Raw genomic sequence first — 18,621 nt, 5'->3', positions numbered from 1 at the left:
CACCGGTCGAGTCGGCCGAGCCGTACGCCTTGACCTCCCAGAGGGAGTAGCCGTACTTCGTGGCGCGGGTGGTCCCCACGACGCGCAGGTACCGGCCGTGCGCGGCCAGGCCGGGCAGGTCGTCGGTGCCGCCGTCCCCGTCGTCCACCGTCGCGATCGTGGTGAAGCGGACGCCGTCGTCGGAGACCTCCAGCCGGTACTTCGTGGCGTGGGCGGCCTCCCAGTCCAGCTTCACCCTGTTCACCGTGGACGGTTGGCCGAGGTCGACGCGCAGCCACTGGGGATCGGCGCTCACGGCGCTCGCCCACCGGGTGGTGGTGCTGCCGTCGACGGCCTTGGCGCCGCCGAGCGAACTGCTCTCCGTGGTGGACGTGACGACCGGTTTTCCCTGGGAGAGCAGGACATCGGCCGCGCTCGCCGGGGTGGCGACCGCGGAGGACAGTGCCAGGGCCGTCGCGGTGACCGCCGCGACCCTGGGCAGGGTTCGGCGTGGTGGTAGGTGCACGGGGCGCTCCTTCGAGCCTGGCGCGGCGGAACGAGGCAGAGATAGTTAGGAAACTTTCCTAACAGACTGTATCGCCGCGTTCTTCCACGGGGCAAGGAGCGGAAGTCGGTTGAACGATCCAGGCAGCGACGAAGACCCACGTTCGAGTGAACCGGGCCACCTGGAGTGGGCACCAGCGTGCCCGTCCGTCACCTGAACGCCGCAGCGCCGGGCGGTCGGCGTGCCCGCCGGCCGCCCGGCGCGCCCGTCACACGACGGTCCGGTGGTACTCCCTCAGCACGGCGTCGAGCTGGTTGCCCGCCAGCCGGTCCGGGCCGGTCCAGGAGTTCTCCAGGTCGGTCGCGCCGACCACGTCCGACTCGCCGAGCAGCACCCAGTGGTCGCTCCACCAGGTCTTCACCTGGACGCGGGGCTCGCCTGCCCCTGGCTCGGCCGAGCTGAGCGGTGCGATCATGACCGCGCCCGCGACGGGGTCGGCCTTGAGGACGAGGACCTCGTGGCCGTATGTACTTGCGGAACAAGCCTGCGGTTGCCGCGGGCATGGGGGAACCTCCGTGGGGGTGAACGTCCTGACCGGGCGCCGGACACCGGTGACGGGCAGCCCTGTTGGGGCCGGTTCGCCACCGGTCGTTCCGGGTCGGACCTCCGCGCACCCCGCTCTGCGGGCGTGAGCGCGGACGGCCGGGGGAGCGGCGAGCCGCCGTCTCCGCCCACCCGGGCTCGCCGACGCGCACCCGACGAGCGCCGTCCCGTCGACGACGGGCTTCGGCGCGTCGCCGAACGGCACCGCGGCATCTCCGCGGCTGGTCGGCGTCCTCCGCGGTGCCGCGTGGAGGGGACCGCTGGTCCGCCGGACGGACGGCGGGGGCGCTGGCACACTGGAGCGGTGGGAGTCGACATCGTCCTGGTCCGGCACGCCCGGTCGTGCGTCCCCCGCCCCGGCGGGCCGGACGAGTACCGCAGGCCGTTGACCGCGGCAGGCCTGGCGCAGGCCGAGGAACTGGTCACCGAACTCGCCGACATCGAGCCCGGCCTCGTCGCGTCCAGCCCGTACCTGCGGGCCGTCCAGACGGTCGAGCCCTTCGCCCGGTCGGTGGGCGTGGCGGTCCGGACGGAGCACGACCTGCGGGAGTGGGACTCCGGACTCGAACCGACCCCCGACTTCGTGCGCCACTACATCGAGAGCTGGGCCGATCCGGGGTTCGCCCGGCCGGGTGGGGAGAGCCTCCACCGGTTCACCGCTCGCGCGACGGCGGCCCTCACGTCGCTCGCGGAGCGGACCGGGGCCGGACCCGTGGTCGTCGGCAGCCACGGCACGTTCGTCTCCAGGGCACTGGTCGGGTTCGGGGTGGCGGGGGTGGACCACGCGTTCGTCCACGCGATGCCGATGCCCGCGGTCTACCGGATCCGCTTCACCGAGCACGGGGTGGACGTCACCGGACCGGGTCTCTGAACTCCGGGAGCGGGTCTCACCAGAAGTGGTCGACGCGGTGCGCCCGCTCGGCGCTCGCGGTGGCGTGCAGAGCCCTGGCGACGTCGCCCAGCCACCGGGCGTCCCGCGGGCTCGCGGCGGTCACGTCCGTGATCGCCCACAGCCACGCGAACACGTGGTTGAACGACGGGAGCACGGCCACGGCGCCCTCGTCCGGGATGGTGGAGAGCGCGAGGTCCAGCATGGTGCGCGCGGTGTCGAACACCTCGTCGTCCGGCCACAGCGGGGGTTCGCCGTGCTCGCGGGCGCGGCGGACCTGGAGGATCCGCGCCAGCGCGGGATCGGTCGACGTGGCCGCGTGCTCCGGCGCCACGAGGTCGCGCACCCTGGTGAACAGGTCGCGGAGCGCGGCGGGTTCGCCGCCCTCCAGGACGCCGATGACGACGTCGTCGCCGAGACGGTCCCAGCAGATCATCGTGGCCACCTCCGGTGGGTCGGACGCCCGTCCCAGGTTCCCCCCGGCCGCTACACGCGGGGCTGAGCGCGGCTCGACCGGCGCCGGGACCGGTTCACCCGAACCGGTCCCGGCGCGCGGCGGCTACCTCTTGGCGATGGCCACGTTGTCGAACGCCGCGCCCGTGGCGAACACGCGCACCCCGTTCGCGCCGCTGGTGTAGGTCGTGTCCGTCACGCTGATCTTCGGCGTGGTCATGTCGTCCACGAACACCTTGATCGACGACCCGACCGCTTCGACCCGCAGGTGGTAGCGGGTGCCGGGCCGGACGGTCAGCGCCGCCGACGCCAGCGGCGTCCAGTTGTTCGCGGCCTTGCCGAGCACCACGCGGCCCGATCCGCTCACCCCGGCGTAGTAGCCGCGGTAGGAGTCCGTGCCGACGGCGGGCTGGGTGGCCCGGAACACGACCCCGGAGTCACCCGACGCCGACGCGGGCGTGACGTCCACGTCCTGGACGAAGTTGCCGAAGTTGGTGTCCAGCAACGCCTTCCCGCCGTAGGAGGACGTCGTGGCGTACCGACCGCCCGCCGCGGACCACGACCCGCCGTAGGTCGCCCAGCCGAGGGCGTTGTCGTCGCGGAAGTCGTCGCGCACCTTCATCGTCACCGGCTGGATCGTGCCGTCGGCGTTGAACGACATCCGGTCGTAGGCGAGCTGCCGGTCGTTCGCGCCCGACCGGCTCAGCGGGCGGCGGTGGTAGAGGATGTACCAGGTGTCCGTGCCGGGGACGTTGATCACCGAGTTGTGCCCGGAGCCCTTCGCCACGGCCGGGTCCTGCGCCAGCACCCTGTCGATCTTGGCGAACGGCCCGAGCGGGGAGTCGGAGATCGCGTACGACACCGAGTAGTTCGGGCCGGTCCAGCCGTCCTCGGACCACATGAGGTAGTACTTGCCGCCCCGCTTGAACATCTGCGGGCCCTCGGTGTAGTTCTCGGGCGTGATCTCCTTGAACGTGCTCCCGTCGGGGAACGTGCCGAGGCTGGTCATGTCGCGGTTGAGCTTCGCGACGTTCGCGTGGCCCCAGCCGCCGTAGTACAGGTAGGCCTGCCCGTCGGAGTCGATGAACACGTCCTGGTCGATCGGCTGCGCGCCGTTGACGAACTGTCCCACCAGGGGAGCGCCGATCGCGTCGACGTACGGGCCCTCCGGCTTGTCCGCCACGGCCACCCCGATGCCGCCCGACTCGGCGTTGCTCTGGATGTCGTTGGCGCCGAAGTACAGGAAGTACTTCCCGTCCCGTTCGATCGGGGCGGGAGCCCAGACCGCCCGGTTCGCCCAGGAGACGCTCGCGGTGGTCAGGATGTCGGGGTGCTTGGTCCAGTGGACCAGGTCGGTCGACGAGAAGGCGTCCAGGTACGTCTGCTCGGAGTACGGGCGCGAGGCCGTCGGGTACACCCAGTACCTGCCGCCGTAGACGGCCACGTCGGGGTCGGCGTACCAGCCGTCGACGAACGGGTTGCCGCCTTCGGCCGTGGAGTAGTCGGGGATCGCCGGGGCGGCGCCCGCCGTGGGAGCTGCCGGGGCGACGCCGCCGAGGAGGAGTGCGGTCAGGGCGAGGGAGGTGATCCTGGCCGGACGGCTGCGCCGCCAGGATTTGCAACGTTGTAAATCCATGGTGTCGATCAGACCACGTTCCCTGGCGACGTGTCCAGGGACCGCTGGATTCCTGTCCTGCACCGGTCAAGAGCGGTCCCGCGCCAGTGGTGCGTCTCGGAGGGGTGACCGGTGACCGGGTCTTCCGAGCTGACGTGCGGGCTGCTCCCGCACGTCAGCTCGGGAGGTGCTTGTGGCTCGTCGTCCGGAAGCGTGCGTCCGTCCGCTGTCGGTGGAGGGCGGTCGGGAGCCGGCGCGGATCAGCCGGACCGCGAAGAACCCGGTGAAGCTGCGTCGGGCGGTCGTGGTGTTGATGTCCGGTCGGGGTCGGGCGGTCCGGGACACGACCTCGGTGACGCGGGTCGAGGACAGTCGCGTGTGCGGCGTGATCCACGCGTTCGACGAGCGGGGGGTCGGTGGTCTCCCGCCGACCGGGGCATCACCTCGTTCGCCACCTGGTCGTCGTCCAGGTGGCGAACGCACCTGCTCGACCGCGGCGATCAGCCGGGAGACCCCGCGCCTGCTCCTGCCCACCCGCGGATCCCTGGTGAACCGGGTCCAGGCCGAGTTCGCCGCGCGGCCCGACTCACCGTCCGAACCCGGACCCACGACCCGGCCGACGTCGCGTGTCGCACCGCTAGCCGTGGCTGATCGCCCCGTGCGTGAAGGTGGGGCGGGTGCCGGGGCTGATCCAGTGGGCGGTCAGCTCGCTCGACGGGAAGAACTGGAGGAAGCGCGAGTCCGCCTGGGAGCGGTCCACGACGGACTTCTCCAGGATGAGCGAGTTGTACTGGTCCGCGGTGGTCTCCAGGGTGTTGGCGTTCAGCACCACCTCCTGCTGCCAGTCCCGCGTCCACCGGCGCACGCCGGGGAGCCTGCTGTGCTCCGGGGTGAGGCACTCGGTGGCGATGGCGTTCTCGCTGCTCGCCCAGATCCCCGTGTCGGTGTTGAGCATCAGGGTCTGGTTGCCGAACACGTGGCCGGGCGTGGGGACCACGGCCACGCCGGGCCCCAGCAGGACCCCGCCGTCGACCGCGAGGATCGCCTCGGGGCGGAGGTCGGCGAAGTGCTCGGCCTGGTACCACGGGCGTTGCAGGGGGTGCAGGGCGCGCATGGCGGCGACCTCGTCGCGCTGCACGACCAGCCTGGCGTTGGGGAAGAACGGCGTCACGGGGCCGCCGAGGTCGGGCTGGTCCGCGGTGGTGCCGACCCAGCGGCGCAGGTCCTGCGTGTGCAGGTGGTCGAACACCAGGTAGTCGACGTCCTCGGGGCGGATGCCGAGCCGGGCCAGGTGGTCGCCGACGGAGGGGTTGCCGGTGACCAGGAGGCGCTCCAGCACGGAGGGCGTCTTCTTGGCCAGCGCGGCGAAGTACGGGGTGTTGCGGCCCAGTTCCACGTCGCTCGGCTCGAACAGCAGCGTCCGCACGCGACCGTCGGTCTCGGTCCAGCGGATCACCAGCATCCGGTTGGTGATCGTCAGGAACGGGGCGGGGGACAGCGCGGCGCGGAACAGGCCGAACCTGGTGGGGTAGGGGAGGGTGACCAGGTCGCACGTGGTGATCCGGTCGGGGGTGCCGCTGGAGGCGAACTCGCGGCGGAAGTCGTCGGCCCTGGTGCGGACCCACGCGAGCTTCGCGCCGAAACCGCCGCCGACGGCGGCCAGGCCCGCGAAGGTGTCGACCGGCGTGCCGATCCCGGACAGGTCGGAGGCGTCTGGCAGCGTCACCTGAGCTCCTTGCGCGCGCCGAGGAGGGCCTTCACCACGAGCAGCCAGTTCTTCGGCTTCCTGTAGTCGAGGCCGCCCAGGAGTTGCTTGAGCATCGTCAGGACGTCGAAGTAGATCCGCTCGCAGACCAGCACGTCGTCCTCGAAGATGAAGTACGCGGTCATCCGCACCTTGAACGTGCTCCCCGTGGCCGGGATCGAGCCGAACGGCCCGAGGTGCGTGCCCAGCAGGTAGAACTCGCAGATGACGGCGTCGTCGCCGTGCCGCAGCCGGATCAGCTCGTGGTGCTGGTCGGGGAACGCGGTGCGGGTGTCGGCGTAGTAGCCGCGCACCGCCTCGGCGCCGTCGTGCACGGCGCCGGTGGCGATCACCTCGTAGCGAGGGTGGGGGAACGTCGAGAGGACGTCGTCCCACTGCTGGGCGACCTCGTCGTGGAAGTGGTCGAGGACGATCTTCTCCCGCGTGGCGCGCAGGGTGTCGGTGAGCACGGTGTCGACTCCTTGGTGACTTACGCTGTAAGTATCACCAGGGTTCCACTTACGCCGTAAGCTTGTCAACGTGGAGATGCGCCGATGAGCACGGGAAGACGCGAGCCGCTGAACCGCGAGCGGGTCGTCGCGGGAGCGTTGGCGCTGGTGGAGCGGCACGGGGTCGACGCGCTGAGCATGCGCAAGCTCGCCGCGGAACTCGGCGTCGAGGCCATGTCGCTCTACAACCACGTGGCCAACAAGGACGACGTGCTCGACGCCATCGCCGAGGTCGTCTTCGCCGACCTCGCGCTGCCGCCGTCCACGGAGGACTGGCGCGCCGACGCCCGCGCGCTGGCCGACGCCTTCCGCGCGGCGGCCCTGGCCCACCCGCGCACGGCGACGCTGAGCCTGGCCCGCCAGCTCGGGTACCCGGCCGTCCCGGTGACCGAGGCCGCCCTGGACGTGCTGGCCAGGGCCGGGTTCGACCCCGAGCAGGCCGTCCACGCGTCGCGCACCCTGCTCGCCTACGTCATCGGCACGCTGCTCCGCGAGATCGGGTCGGGGCCGCCGGACGAGACCCGCGAGGCCGCGCTGGTGGCGACCGGACTGCCCCGCGTCACCGAGTCCGCCCGCCACCTGGCCGTCTGCCACCACGAGGCCGAGTACCGCTTCGGCCTCGACCTCGTGCTCGACGCGCTCGCCGTCCGCGTGGCCGGCCCGCCCCGGCGGTGACGGCGCGCCGACCGGCGTCCCGGCGCGGGAGGTCGGCCAGCAGGGCGACGGCCGCGTGCACCGCGCCGTGGCCCAGGACCAGGGTCGGGTCACGGGCGACTGGGAGGTCGTCGTCACCGGGAACCGATTCTTGTCGGACCCCCCTGTTAGCGTCCGCTCCCTCGGCGACCGAGGGAGCGTGGATCGGGTGGAGGACGGGGAGAAGGCGGCGTTGCCGCTGTTCCTGGAGGCGCGGCGCGCCGGTGTGCCCGCGATCGCGGACGGCCTCGACGAGGAGGCGCTGACCACGGCCGTGCCGCCCCCCGGCTGGACGCCGCTCGGTCCGGTCGACCACCTCGGCCACGCCGGGCGGCACTGGTTCCAGGAGGTTCTCACCGGCTCCGCGGCACCCCTGCCGGGGAGGGGCGAGAACACCCCGCCGCGCACCACCCGACCACCGTCGGAGGTCCTCGCCTTCCGGGACCAGCGCGGCCGGTCGAACGCCGCCCCCACCGCCACGCCGCTGTCGCCGCGTCCGGTGGGCGGCCACCCGTCCCCGCTCGGCGAGGAGATCACCGCCGTGCGCCGGATCGCCCCGCGCGCGGTCAAGGAGACCGCGCGTCACGCGGGCCACCCCGACGCGGTCCGTGAACCGCTCGACGAGCGAACGGGCCCCCGGCCCCGGTAGCCCGGTTGGCATAGCATCGAGCTGCCGCGGCGGAAGGGGACAGGTGAGCCAGGCGTCGAACGACACGTCGGTCGCCGGCGTCGCCCACGCGCGGTGGGGTGTGCGGCCGGAACCCGCGACGGCCCGCTACGCGGAGCCGGGGTGGCAGCACTCGCCGATGCCGATCGAGCGCACGTGCCCGAGGTGCGGCGGGCAGCTGCACGGCATGTACCGGGCGCACCCGCACAAGGGGCGGCAGCAGCTCCAGGCCGCGGTCGTGTGCCCCGCCTGCCCGGCCTCGTTCACGGTGCGGGAGTTGCAGCTCTCGCAGCGGGCGGTGCTCGGGGAACTGCGGCCGGAGTCGGTGGCCCGCAGGCTGCGCGAGGAGGCCCAGCTCGCGGCGCTCGAACGTCCCGAGCCCCGCGAACACCGTCCGTCCCCGCCGGTCGGGAGCGCACCCCCGGCACGGCGCCGGTCGGGTCCCGACAGCGCGACGCCTCCCGCGGCTCAGCCGGAGTCCGGCGGCCAGGACGTGCGACCCGCTCCCCGCACGCGCGCCGCGGCTCGGCCGGAGCCTGGTGTGCCGCCCGTGGCTGGGGAGCGCGCCGCGGCCGGGCCGGAGCCTGGTGTGCGGCCCGCTCCAGGGGAGCGTGCCGCGGCTCGGCCTGCACCCGATGACGCCGAGGGCGCGCCTCCCGCACGGCGGGAGTCCGGCCCCGCGGTCCCTCCCCGGTCGACCCCGGAGCCCGTCGAGTCGGAGCCTGTCGAGCCGGAACCCGTTGCGCCCCTTGGGGAAGCGCCCACCCCCGCGCGGCGGCGGGTGTCGACCACCGTCATGGCCGCGCGGATCCGGTCGATCCTCACCGGCTCGACCGCGGTCGCCGCCGCGCCCGCCGCGTCCATCCCGGTCCTGCCGCCCGCGCTGGTGGAGTCGACCGAGCACCGGCTGGTCTGGTGGCGCAAGACCGTCGACCCGCACCTGGAGCTGCCGGAGCTGCCGCCGACCGCCGACGTCCGCGTGGTGCTGCCCGAGCACCCCCGGTTCGATCGCCTGCGGGAGCGGTTGAAGCAGGCCGAGGTGGCGTTCCGGTCGGTGCCGCACTGGATCGAGGAGGAACTGGTCTCCTCGGTCGGGCCGACCGGCGGGCTCGCGCCGGTCGTGGCCTCGGCGTGGCTGTCCGAGGTGGGCGGGCTCGTGCCGGACCGGTGCGACCCGGTCGGCGGTGACGGGGCGCTCGCGGCGCTGCTGGCGTTCGAGGTGCTGTGGGACCTGCACGAGCCGGTCGACCCCGCGACCGTGCCCGACTCGATGCCCGCGGAGCACCTCGTGCCCGCGGAGTGGTTGCCGTTCCTGTCCTTCCCGCTGCTCAACCCGGCGCAGAGCCAGGCGGCGCCGCACATCCTGGACACCGACGAGCACCTGCTGGTCGCCGCGCCGACGGGGGCGGGCAAGACCACGATCGGGAAGCTCGCCGCGCTGCGGTCGATCCTCCAGGACGGGCGCAAGGCCGCGTGGCTGGTGCCGCAGCGGTCGCTGACCGACGAGCTGAACACCGAGCTGGAAGCGTGGCGCCGCAACGGGTTGCGCGTCGAAAGGCTGTCCGGCGAGTACGCGGTCGACGTGGAGAAGGTTCGCGAGGCCGACCTGTGGGTGGCCACCACGGAGAAGTTCGAGGCGATCTGCCGGACCGGGTCGTTGCAGGCCGCGCTCGGTGAGGTCGGGTGCCTGGTGGTCGACGAGATCCACCTGCTCGGCAGCCCCGGCCGCGGCGCGCTGCTGGAGGCGCTGCTGGCGCGGGTGCGGGGCGCGGAGTCGCCGGTGCGGATCGTGGGCCTGTCCGCGACCGTGTCGAACGCCGCCGAGGTCGCCGAGTGGTTGCAGGCCACGCTGGTGACGACGGCGTGGCGGCCGTCGCGGGTGACGTGGCAGCTACCGGTGATCCCCGCGAGCACGAGCTTCACCGCCGGCGGCCGGATGCGCGAGCAGGCCGTGGTGGAGCTGACCGAGCGGCACACCGCCGAATCGGGCAGCGTGCTGGTGTTCTGCGGGTCCAAGCGCAACGTCCGGTCGACCGCGATGGCGGTCGCCGCCTCCCGCGGCGCCCCGGTGCACACGGCCGCCGCCGACGACGTCGAGGCGCTGACGGAGGTGTGCGCGTCGGTCGGGGTGCGGATGCACTACGCCGACTACGAGCACAAGCACGCCGCCGAGCGCGCGTTCCGGGCGCGGGAGGCGGACGTGCTCGTGGCGACCTCCACCGTCGCCGCGGGCGTCAACCTGCCCGCGCGGGCGGTGGTCGTGCGGGACACCAAGATCGGCGGCGAGCCGATGGACACCTCGACCGTGCAGCAGATGTTCGGCCGCGCGGGCCGCATCGGCGCGGGGGAGACGCAGGGCTGGTCGTACCTGCTGACCGAGGAGACCGAACGGGCGGCGTGGCAGACCCGACTGGTCGCCGGGTACTCGGTGTACTCGCGGATCTACGACAGCCTCGCCGACCACGTGCTCGCCGAGGTCCTCCAGGCCCGCATCACCACGCTGGCCGACGCGCAGGCGTGGTGGGTGGAAACCCTCGCCCACGCGCAGGGTGACGACGACCTGGAACCGGTGCAGGCGGCGGTGGACTTCCTGGTCGAGGAGGGGTACCTCACCGGGGTCCGGCGCGGCGACGACCTCGTGCTGGCCACCACCGAACTCGGGCGGATGACCGCCCGGATGATGGTCTCGACCTACACGGGCCAGCGGCTGCGCCGCACGCTCGGCCTGCTGCCGGTGCCGAGCGACCCGGACTCCGCCGAGGAGGCGCTGAGCCTGGTGCTGGCGGTGGCCGTGCCGGAACTGGCCGGGGTGCCGGTCGCCGAGGCGGTGCGCCCGGCCGTCGCGACCGCCATCAAGGCGGGCGGCCGGACCTCCCGGATCACCCACACCACGTCCATCAAGGGCCTGGGGTCCTCCGCGTCGACCGCGCCGGGCGACCTCGCGTGGGCCGCGCTGCTGGTCACCGCCCGCTCACCGCACCTGTTCCGCGCGCCGCGCCGGGTCGTGGCGGGCATCCCGCTGGCCACGATCTACCCGGTGATGGAACAGGCGCCGCGCTACCTGGCGTGGCTGGCGGCCCAGGGCGTGCTGGGCACGGTGCACCCGTGGATCGCGATCGTCGCCGCCGACCTGGACCAGCGGGTCCGGTGGCGGCACCTGGTGCCCCGGCGCGGCGCCGGACGGCTGCTGTGGCTGTGCGAGCAGATGGCCACCCGTGCCCGCGCGAAGGACGTCGTCCCGGTGATGTGGCGGTCGGCGGTGGGGTCCGGGCTGCGCGCGCCGGACTGGAACCCCGGTGTGCCGCCGACCGGCTGCGAACTCGACCAGGCCGGGTACACGGCGCTGCTGCGCGACCGCGTCACGGGCGCGCGGATCGTCGAGGGGGAGACCGGGGCGGTGGTGTCCGGGATCGCGGGCGCGGTCGCCATCGCCTGGCGGGGCAGGGTCAGGGGGCCCGCCGTGGTGACGAAGGCGACCACGGACGTCGACAACCCGCGCGACCCGGAGTCCGACGCCGACGCCGGGGTCGCGGTGTTCACCCGCCGCGGCGACTACCGCGCCACGGGGTGGCTCGCCGCGTACGACCGGCTCGCGGACCCCGAGGAGGAGGACCTCCCGCCCGCGCGTCCGCTCCGCCGGGGGTTCGGGTCGGCCTGAGCCGCGGTCTCCCGGCGCTCCCAAAAAAATGTCGTCCGAACGATGACATTGCTGTTGTCATCGTTCGGACGACATGGTAGAAAGTACGTGCGCGTTGACAGCAGACGACAGACATTCGAGGAGGTGCCGGATGTTGATGCGCACTGACCCGTTCCGGGAGCTGGACCGGCTGGCGCAGCAGGTGTTCGGCAGGCCGGGCACGTGGTCGCGGCCCGCGACGATGCCGCTGGACGCCTACCGCGACGGCGACGAGTTCGTCGTGGCGTTCGACCTGCCGGGTGTGTCGCCCGACGCCATCGACCTGGACGTCGAGCGGAACGTCCTGACGATCAAGGCCGAGCGGCGTCCGACCGCTCACGGCGACGACGTCGAGATGCAGGTCGCCGAACGTCCGCTGGGCGTGTTCTCCCGCCAGCTGTTCCTCGGCGACACCCTCGACACCGATCGCATCACGGCGAACTACGAGGCGGGCGTGCTCACGCTGCGCATCCCGGTGCTGGAGAGGGCGAAGCCCCGCAAGATCGCCATCGCGGGCGCGGCCGAGCGCGAGGACGCCAAGCAGATCAACGCCTGATCCCCGACGGCGAACGGGTCCCTCCGCCCGCGCGGCGGAGGGCCGTTCGACGGGGTTCCCGCCCGTGCCACGGGAGGTTGACGTGGAAGGCGACAGCTCGCACACCACTGCCCGTCGCGACGAGCGCTCGGTCCGGGGCGGGTTCGCCGACGTCCTGTCCGCCGAACCCGCCTGGGTCCGCGAGGAGTTCGCCGCGATCGTGTCAGCCAACTTCGGCGCGCCCGCCCCGCGGCGGCGCCCGCGCCCCTCGCCCCCGCGCGGCCGTCGACCCGCCGAGCCGCCCGCGCCCGCGGGGAGCGACGACCACGACGACCTGATCGGCGAGCGGGAGCGGTCGCCCCCGCCGGTGTGAGGCGTTCGAACAGGAGGTGATGCCGACCGACATCGAGGTTCGCGTGCTCGACGAGGGGGCGACCGCCCACCACTTCGCGGGTGTCCGCTCGGCGGACGACACCCGCACCGCGTCTCGTGACGCCACCGCGCGGCGCCCCTCGTCGTGGCCGCACCCCGCGGCCCGTCCCCCCGACCCCCCGACCCCCGGAGCAGAACAGGACGAACCGACTGGCGTGGAGTGCAGAGATGAACCGGTCCCACCCCAGGACGCGCACCAGGGCAGGCGTCCTGGCCACGGCGCTCGCCGACGCCACGCGCGCCGCCGAGCGGTCGATCCGCGCCCACCTCGACCCCGAACGGACACCCGACCCCGTGGTCATGAGCCGGGAGAGCTGGCAGATGATCCACCTGTTCGGGACGCTCGGCGACCTCGCCGCCGCGCTGGCGTCGCGGATCGGCGCCGGCCCGCACCGGTACTCGGTGCTCGCCGACGACGGCGCTCCCGCCGACCAGATCGCCCGCGCGTGCCGCGGTCTCGCCGAGCTGCGCCACGCGCTGGAGGACGCCCAGCGGGCGGCGCGGGACGTCTACGCCGCGCTGAGCCACCTGGAGGTCCACCGGGGGGCCGACCCGTCCGGGCCGGGCACGTCGCGGAAGGGCGCCTGACCGTGTCGGGGTGGCACCGTCCGCCACCGCCGGACCCGTACGGGGTGCTGGGGGTGCCGCGCGACGCGACCCCCGCGCAGGTGACCGAGGCGTACCGCGTGCTGGTCCGCGCCCTGCACCCCGACACCGGCGACGACACGGGGGACGCCGCTCGCCTGGCCGACGTGCTGGCGGCCTACGCGGTGCTCCGCGATCCCGGCCGCCGCGCGGCCCACGACGCCGAACACCCCCGACCAGGTCCGACCCGCGTCCCCGTGCGCGTCCACCACCCCGCTCCACGGCGGGAGCCGGACCTGCGGGCGGGCCCGGTGCGTCGTCATCCGGGGTGACGCGGGTCCTCGGCGGTGCCGGGTCGGGCTCCGGTGACGACCTCGGTGCGACATGTGCTTGACTGTATCAATGAGTAAGTCAAGTATTCCGACGGTGGACCAGATGACGCGGATCGTTGTTCGCCGTCCAGGCGGCCCAGACGCGCTCCTCCTGGAACGGGTGGCGGTGCCCGTGCCCGGAACGGGCGAGGTCGTCATCGCGGTGGAGGCCGCCGGGGTGGCGTTCGGTGACGTCCAGCTCCGGCAGGGCCGGTTCCCCGGCACGCTGCCGGTGGTGCCGGGCTACGACGTGGTCGGGCGCGTCTCGGCCGTCGGGCACGGGGTGGACGGGGTCGCGGTCGGGCAGCGGGTGGCGGCGTTGACGGTCACCGGCGGGTACGCGACCCACGCGGTGGCGAGGGCGGCGTTGGCGGTGCCCGTTCCGGACGGTCTGGACGCCGCCGCGGTCACCGCCCTCGTCCTGAACTACCTGACCGCGTGGCAGATGCTGCACCGCGTGGCCCGCGTCGAGACGGGCGGCTCGATCCTGGTGCTCGGGGCCGCGGGAGGAATCGGGTCCGCGCTGACCGAACTGGCCGCGGGACGGGGGATCCGGGTGTTCGGCACCGCGTCCGCGAGCCGTCGCGCGGTGCTGGAGGCCCGCGGTGTCGCGGTGGTCGCCGACCAGGCCGCGGTGCCGGAGCCGGTGGACGCCACCTTCGACGCCGTCGGCGGGCCGTCGCTGGCCGCCAGCCGACGGGCCACCGGCCGGGGTGGGGTGGTGGTGTCGTACGGCATGAGCTTCGCCGTCGCCGCGGACCTGTCGAAGGTCGGTGGTCTGGCACGCGCCGTGGCGGCGTTGGCGCGCGCGAAGGTCGAGCCCGGTCCGAAGGTGGTCAACTACCAGGTCGCGGCGAGGGCGAACAGGGACCCCGCCGCGTTCCGCACCGACCTGGCCCACCTCGTGGACCTGGTGGGGCGCGGGGCGGTGAACCCCGTGGTGACCACGATGCCGCTGGCCGGGGCCGCCGACGCCCACCGCAGGCTCGAAGCGCGCGAGGTCGTCGGCAAGCTCGTGCTGGTCCCCTAGGTCCGCCGGTTCGGCGACGAGCTGGTCGGTCACCTCCAGCAGGCGTCCGGGTGGGTGGAGCGGGAGCATCGCGGGGTCGGCGTGCCGTCAGGTCGAGTCGCGGACCACCAGCTCGGTCGGCAGCAGCGCCGCGGCGGGCGGCAGGCCCGCGACCAGGTCCAGCAGCAGGCGCACCATCTCGCGGGTGATCCGCTCGAACGGCTGCCGCACGGTCGTGAGCGCGGGCCGGGTCGTCGAGGCGATGCCGGAGTCGTCGAAACCGCCCAACGCCACGTCCCTCGGCACCCGCAGGCCCGCGTCCTGGAGCACGGTGAGCGCGCCCGCCGCCATGAGGTCGGACGCGACGAACACCGCGTCGAGGTCCGGCGCCTTCGCCAGCAGCTCGGCCATGGCCGCCTCGCCGCCCGCACGGGTGTAGTCGCCGTGCGCGATCAGCGCGGGCGCGGCGTCGGCGCCGAGGACGTCGCGGTAGCCCGCCAGCCGCTCCACCCCGCCGGGGGTGTCGAGCGGGCCGGTGATCGTCGCGATCCTGGTCCTGCCGCGCTCCCGCAGGTGGCGCACCATCGACCTGGCACCCGCCCGGTCGTCCGCGGCGGCGTAGGCGACCACGCCCTCGTGGCCCAGTGGCTTGCCGCAGGTCACGACCGGGATGTCGAACTGGACCAGCTCGTCGACCAGCGGGTTGCCGGTGTGCGACGACACCAGCAGCACGCCGTCGACGTGGCCCGCGGCGAGGAACCGGCTGGTGCGCTTGCGCTCGACGTCGCTGCTGGCCGTCATCAGCAGCAGCGGCAGGTCGTGCTCGGCCAGCTCCTGCGTGCACGCCTGGAGCAGGATGCTGAAGTTCGGGTCCTCGAACAGCCTGCTCTGCGGTTCGGTGAGGACGAACGCGATCGAGTGCGCCCGCTGCGTCACCAGGCTGCGCGCCGCGGAGTTCGCCACGTACCCGGTCTTGCGCACCGCCGCCAGCACGGCCTCCAGCGCCACCGGGCTGACGTTGCGGCCACCGTTGAGCGCGCGCGACACCGTGCCCCTGGACACGCCTGCCTCGGCGGCCACGTCGTGGATGGTGGGTCGCGCCCTGCTCTTGCCCAGCCTGCCGGTCATGGCCCACTTCCCTTCACGCCTTCACCGCTCCGGAGAGCAGGTCCACGCGCCAGTATCGCTGGAGCGTGAGGAACAGCGCGATCAGAGGCAGCACCGACACGAGCGAGCCGACGATGGCGAGGGTGTAGAGGGCGGGCGTGGTGTTGCCCTGGTTGAGCATCGTGTACAGCCCGAGCGTCACCGGGAACTTCCCGTCGTCGCCGAGCATGATGAACGGCAGCAGGAAGTTGTTCCAGATCGCGACGAACTGGAACAGGAACACGGTGACCAGTCCGGGCACCATCATCGGCGCCGCGACCGACCACAGGATCCGGCCCTCGCCCGCCCCGTCGGTGCGGGCGGCCTCCACGACGTCGTCCGGCACGGCCGCCGCCGCGTAGATCCGGGCCAGGTAGATCCCGTACGGGCTGAGCACGCTGGGCACCAGCACCGACAGGTGGGTGTCGGCCAGCCCGACCTCGGAGATCAGCAGGTACTGGGGGACGGCCAGCACGACCGACGGGACCAGCACCCCGGCGATCAGGGCGTTGAACACCAGCGAGCGTCCGCGGAAGGCGAACTTCGCCAGCGCGTACCCGGTGAGCCCGGACAGCGCGGCCGACAGCAGCGCGCCGACGCCCGCGTAGAGCGCGGAGTTCGCCATCCAGCGCCAGAACAGACCGTCCCGGTAGGACGACAGGTCGCCCAGGTTGGCCAGGGCGGCCGTGCCCGGCGAGAACGTGGACGTGGAGAACAGCTCGCCGCCGCTCTTGGTCGAGGCCACCACGACCCACGCGACCGGCAGGAGGCAGTAGGCGGCGCCGACCAGCAGCACGAGCGTGGGCAGCGCGCCGAGCGCGCGCCTCACCGCTCACCGCCGAACGCCCGCGACCGGGTGATCCGCAGCAGACCGGAGGACAGCACGAACATCACCGCGGCGATGACCACGGAGGCCGCCGCGGCGGAGTGGACGTCGCCGCGGGCGAACGCGTCCTGGTAGACCTTCATCAGCGGGCTCCACGTGCGCGACAGCGAGTTGGTCAGCGGCGCCAACGTGGTCGGCTCCGCGAACACCTGGAGCGTCGCGACGACGGAGAACAGCGTCGTCAGCACGAGCGCGGGCGCGACGAGCGGGACCTTGATCCGCAGCGCGACCTGCCACGCCGAGCAGCCGTCGATCCGCGCCGCCTCGTAGAGGTCGCGCGGGATCGACCGCAGCGCCGTGTGGAGGACGATCGTGTTGTAGCCCACGCCTCCCCACACGGCGATGTTGGCCAGCGCGAAGTAGATCCCCGTCGGCGACAGCAGGTCCACCTCCGGCAGCGACAGCTCGTCCAGCAGTTGCGCGAACGGGCTCGTGGACGGCAGGTACAGGAACCCCCACAGCAGCGTCGCGATCACGCCGGGGACCGCGTACGGCAGGAAGATCGCGATGCGGGAGAAGCCGCGCGCCCGTACGCGGTCCTCGTCCAGCAGCAGCGCGAACACCAGCGCCAGCAGCAGCATCGTCGGCACGAGCAGCGCGCCGTACCCGAGCACGCGCAGCGCGCCCGCCCCCATCTCCGAGTCGGTGAGGGTGCGCGCGTAGTTGCCGAGCCCGGCGAAGACCTCCCTGCGGCTGCCCCTGCCGAGCCCGAGCCCGCTCACCTCGGTCCGGAACAGGCTCAGGTAGACGGTGTACGCGATGGGGAGCGCGAGCACCAGCAGGAACAGGACCACCGCGGGGGCGACGAACAGGTAGGGCGTCGCCGCTCCCGCCCGCCGTCGGCGGGACGTCGTGGAGGGCACCGGTCAGCCGACCTTGAACCCGCTGGCCCGCATGTCGTCGATCGTCGCCCGCTGCACCTCCGAGAGCGCGGGCACCAGGTCGGTCCCGGCGGTGATCGCGGCGCCGAAGGCGTTCTTGTACGCGGTGTAGGCGACGTTGACGTTCGGTCCCCAGGTGAAGCTCGCGGCGGTCGAGGCGATCTTCTGGGCGGTGGGGTAGAAGTCCTCCTGCGCCGGGAAGAACGCGGGTGGCTGCTCCAGCGCCGACCCGGTCTGGGCCTTGGTCGCCGCGGGGTAGACCCCGCTGTCGGTCACCAGCGCGGCGACCGCCTCCGGGTCGGTGTTGAGCCAGATCGCGAACTCCGCGGCGGCCTTCCGCTTCGTCGACGCCGACATCACCGCCGTGGTCGACCCGCCCCAGTTGCCGGTGCGCGGCGACGCGGCGTCCCACTGCGGCAGGGGAGCCATGGCCCACCGGCCGAGGGTGCCCCCCGCGTTGCCCGCGAGCACGCCGGGCGCCCACACGGCGCTGACCCAGCCGATCTGGGTGCCGTCGTTGAGGGCCTTGTTCCACTCCGGCGTGTACATCGGGGTCTTGTCGACCGCGCCCTCGGCGACCAGGCCGCTCCAGTACGCGGCGACCTTCCTCGTGGCCGCGTCGTCGATCGAGACCCTCCAGGTGTCGCCGTCGATGCTCCACCACGAGCCGCCCGCCTGCTGCGCGAGGCCCGCGAACCAGCCGGGGTCGTTGGAGGAGAACGTGCCGAGGAACCTGTCGGGTGCCCTGGACCGCAGGGTCCTGGCCGTCCGCGCGTACTCGTCCCAGGTCGTGGGGACGGTCAGGCCGTACTGCTGGAACAGGTCGGCGCGGTAGTAGAACATCATCGGCCCGGAGTCCTGCGGGATCGCGTACACGCCGTCGCCCCCCAGCGTGACCTGCTGCCACACGCCCTCGGGGAACTCGCCCTCCACCGCCGCCGCGTCGGCGGAGACGTCGGCCAGCACGTCGTTGCTCACGAGCGTGGGCAGCGCCTGGAACTCGACCTGCGCCAGGTCCGGCCCGCTGCCCGCCTTGGCGCTGGTGAGCAGCTTGGTGACCAGGTCGTCGCCCTGGGCCTGCTTGCTCATCACGACCTTGCGGTCGGGGTGGGAGGCGTTCCACCGGTCGACGACCTTCTCGATGTTGGGCGCCCAGGCCCAGAAGCTCAGCTCGGTGGGACCTTCGGGGTCCTGGCCTCCGCTGCTCCCGCAGCCTGCCAGCAGGGCGAGGCCGAGGCCTGCCGCCACGGCCTTCCTGGCGATGTCGAGTCGCATGGGGTCTCCGGTCGGGTCAGCGTCGCCAGCGACTGCACCGGCGAGGACGAGCGCTGTGAACGTGCACAGTAGTTGCGCCCAGGTGCGTCCTGTCAACCGCTTGACGCGGCTCTGCAACAGGGAAGTAGCCTGGTAAACCAACTGTGAACGTTCCCAAAACCTGGAGAT

General features: G+C 73.2%; 19 protein-coding genes. 9 read left to right on the top strand and 10 right to left on the bottom strand.

Features of this window, described 5'->3' with window-relative positions:
- A partial coding sequence (locus AC156L_RS06865) for a discoidin domain-containing protein (protein ID WP_484406689.1) occupies positions 1-442 on the bottom strand: 442 nt, incomplete at its 3' end.
- A 310-nt stretch (positions 443-752) separates the two neighbouring features.
- Complete coding sequence (locus AC156L_RS06860) at positions 753-959, bottom strand: hypothetical protein (RefSeq protein WP_330877610.1); 207 nt, start codon at positions 957-959, stop codon at positions 753-755.
- 432 nt (positions 960-1,391) lie between these two features.
- On the opposite strand from AC156L_RS06860, the gene AC156L_RS06855 reads away from it, so the two are divergent.
- Positions 1,392-1,958, top strand: a complete 567-nt coding sequence (locus AC156L_RS06855) for a histidine phosphatase family protein (RefSeq protein WP_330877609.1) — start codon at positions 1,392-1,394, stop codon at positions 1,956-1,958.
- A gap of 16 nt (positions 1,959-1,974) precedes the next feature.
- Here AC156L_RS06855 and AC156L_RS06850 read toward each other — a convergent pair whose 3' ends face one another.
- From AC156L_RS06850 to AC156L_RS06835, 4 genes are all read right to left on the bottom strand, one after another.
- Positions 1,975-2,412 carry a DUF2017 family protein gene (locus AC156L_RS06850; protein WP_330877608.1) on the bottom strand — a complete coding sequence of 146 codons (438 nt, stop codon included), beginning with the start codon at positions 2,410-2,412 and terminating at the stop codon, positions 1,975-1,977.
- 123 nt (positions 2,413-2,535) lie between these two features.
- A complete protein-coding gene (locus AC156L_RS06845) occupies positions 2,536-4,065 on the bottom strand; it encodes a glycoside hydrolase family 43 protein (protein ID WP_330877607.1) in 1,530 nt (509 codons plus the stop codon).
- 616 nt (positions 4,066-4,681) lie between these two features.
- Positions 4,682-5,770, bottom strand: coding sequence for an MBL fold metallo-hydrolase (locus AC156L_RS06840; protein WP_330877606.1), 1,089 nt, complete (start codon positions 5,768-5,770; stop codon positions 4,682-4,684).
- Positions 5,767-6,258 carry an ester cyclase gene (locus AC156L_RS06835; RefSeq protein WP_330877605.1) on the bottom strand — a complete coding sequence of 164 codons (492 nt, stop codon included), beginning with the start codon at positions 6,256-6,258 and terminating at the stop codon, positions 5,767-5,769. Before AC156L_RS06835 ends, AC156L_RS06840 begins: the two co-directional genes overlap by 4 nt.
- Positions 6,259-6,342: 84 nt before the next feature.
- On the opposite strand from AC156L_RS06835, the gene AC156L_RS06830 reads away from it, so the two are divergent.
- The 8 genes from AC156L_RS06830 to AC156L_RS06795 all read left to right on the top strand — a co-directional run bounded on the left by AC156L_RS06830 (position 6,343) and on the right by AC156L_RS06795 (position 14,286).
- Positions 6,343-6,972, top strand: a complete 630-nt coding sequence (locus AC156L_RS06830; protein ID WP_330877604.1) for a TetR/AcrR family transcriptional regulator C-terminal domain-containing protein — start codon at positions 6,343-6,345, stop codon at positions 6,970-6,972.
- Positions 6,973-7,150: 178 nt separating this feature from the next.
- Positions 7,151-7,639 carry a mycothiol transferase gene (locus tag AC156L_RS06825; RefSeq protein WP_330877603.1) on the top strand — a complete coding sequence of 163 codons (489 nt, stop codon included), beginning with the start codon at positions 7,151-7,153 and terminating at the stop codon, positions 7,637-7,639.
- 43 nt (positions 7,640-7,682) lie between these two features.
- The gene (locus tag AC156L_RS06820; RefSeq protein ID WP_330877602.1) at positions 7,683-11,315 is read left to right on the top strand and encodes a DEAD/DEAH box helicase; all 3,633 of its coding nucleotides are present in this window, start codon (positions 7,683-7,685) and stop codon (positions 11,313-11,315) included.
- 130 nt (positions 11,316-11,445) lie between these two features.
- Positions 11,446-11,889, top strand: coding sequence for an Hsp20/alpha crystallin family protein (locus tag AC156L_RS06815; RefSeq protein WP_330877601.1), 444 nt, complete (start codon positions 11,446-11,448; stop codon positions 11,887-11,889).
- 82 nt (positions 11,890-11,971) lie between these two features.
- Positions 11,972-12,241 carry a hypothetical protein gene (locus tag AC156L_RS06810; protein ID WP_330877600.1) on the top strand — a complete coding sequence of 90 codons (270 nt, stop codon included), beginning with the start codon at positions 11,972-11,974 and terminating at the stop codon, positions 12,239-12,241.
- 227 nt (positions 12,242-12,468) lie between these two features.
- Entirely contained in the window at positions 12,469-12,888 is a 420-nt protein-coding gene (locus tag AC156L_RS06805; protein WP_330877599.1) for a hypothetical protein, read from the top strand.
- A 2-nt stretch (positions 12,889-12,890) separates the two neighbouring features.
- A complete protein-coding gene (locus AC156L_RS06800) occupies positions 12,891-13,217 on the top strand; it encodes a J domain-containing protein (protein WP_330877598.1) in 327 nt (108 codons plus the stop codon).
- 103 nt (positions 13,218-13,320) lie between these two features.
- A complete protein-coding gene (locus AC156L_RS06795; protein WP_330877597.1) occupies positions 13,321-14,286 on the top strand; it encodes a zinc-binding dehydrogenase in 966 nt (321 codons plus the stop codon).
- Between the two features lie 87 nt (positions 14,287-14,373).
- On the opposite strand, the gene AC156L_RS06790 is transcribed toward AC156L_RS06795, so the two are convergent.
- Genes AC156L_RS06790 through AC156L_RS06775 form a run of 4 tightly spaced genes read right to left on the bottom strand, consistent with a single transcriptional unit; the run spans position 14,374 to position 18,453 of the window.
- Complete coding sequence (locus AC156L_RS06790; protein WP_330877596.1) at positions 14,374-15,393, bottom strand: LacI family DNA-binding transcriptional regulator; 1,020 nt, start codon at positions 15,391-15,393, stop codon at positions 14,374-14,376.
- A gap of 13 nt (positions 15,394-15,406) precedes the next feature.
- A complete protein-coding gene (locus AC156L_RS06785; RefSeq protein ID WP_330877595.1) occupies positions 15,407-16,240 on the bottom strand; it encodes a carbohydrate ABC transporter permease in 834 nt (277 codons plus the stop codon).
- Entirely contained in the window at positions 16,237-17,160 is a 924-nt protein-coding gene (locus AC156L_RS06780; protein ID WP_330877594.1) for a carbohydrate ABC transporter permease, read from the bottom strand. The genes AC156L_RS06785 and AC156L_RS06780 overlap by 4 nt, the downstream gene beginning before the upstream one ends.
- 3 nt (positions 17,161-17,163) lie before the next feature.
- Positions 17,164-18,453 carry an extracellular solute-binding protein gene (locus AC156L_RS06775; RefSeq protein WP_330877593.1) on the bottom strand — a complete coding sequence of 430 codons (1,290 nt, stop codon included), beginning with the start codon at positions 18,451-18,453 and terminating at the stop codon, positions 17,164-17,166.
- Between the last annotated feature and the right edge of the window lie 168 nt (positions 18,454-18,621).

It is taken from the genome of Umezawaea sp., assembly GCF_057122925.1.
This window is presented reverse-complemented; position numbering and strand designations above follow the sequence as displayed.

Bases quoted from the DNA above. Each gene is read 5' to 3' on its own strand.
- AC156L_RS06860 (WP_330877610.1), bottom strand. From the start codon at position 959: ATGATCGCACCGCTCAGCTCGGCCGAGCCAGGGGCAGGCGAGCCCCGC.
- AC156L_RS06850 (WP_330877608.1), bottom strand. From the start codon at position 2,412: ATGATCTGCTGGGACCGTCTCGGCGACGACGTCGTCATCGGCGTCCTG.
- AC156L_RS06845 (WP_330877607.1), bottom strand. From the start codon at position 4,065: ATGGATTTACAACGTTGCAAATCCTGGCGGCGCAGCCGTCCGGCCAGG.
- AC156L_RS06830 (WP_330877604.1), top strand. From the start codon at position 6,343: ATGAGCACGGGAAGACGCGAGCCGCTGAACCGCGAGCGGGTCGTCGCG.
- AC156L_RS06815 (WP_330877601.1), top strand. From the start codon at position 11,446: ATGTTGATGCGCACTGACCCGTTCCGGGAGCTGGACCGGCTGGCGCAG.
- AC156L_RS06805 (WP_330877599.1), top strand. From the start codon at position 12,469: ATGAACCGGTCCCACCCCAGGACGCGCACCAGGGCAGGCGTCCTGGCC.
- AC156L_RS06795 (WP_330877597.1), top strand. From the start codon at position 13,321: ATGACGCGGATCGTTGTTCGCCGTCCAGGCGGCCCAGACGCGCTCCTC.
- AC156L_RS06790 (WP_330877596.1), bottom strand. From the start codon at position 15,393: ATGACCGGCAGGCTGGGCAAGAGCAGGGCGCGACCCACCATCCACGAC.
- AC156L_RS06775 (WP_330877593.1), bottom strand. From the start codon at position 18,453: ATGCGACTCGACATCGCCAGGAAGGCCGTGGCGGCAGGCCTCGGCCTC.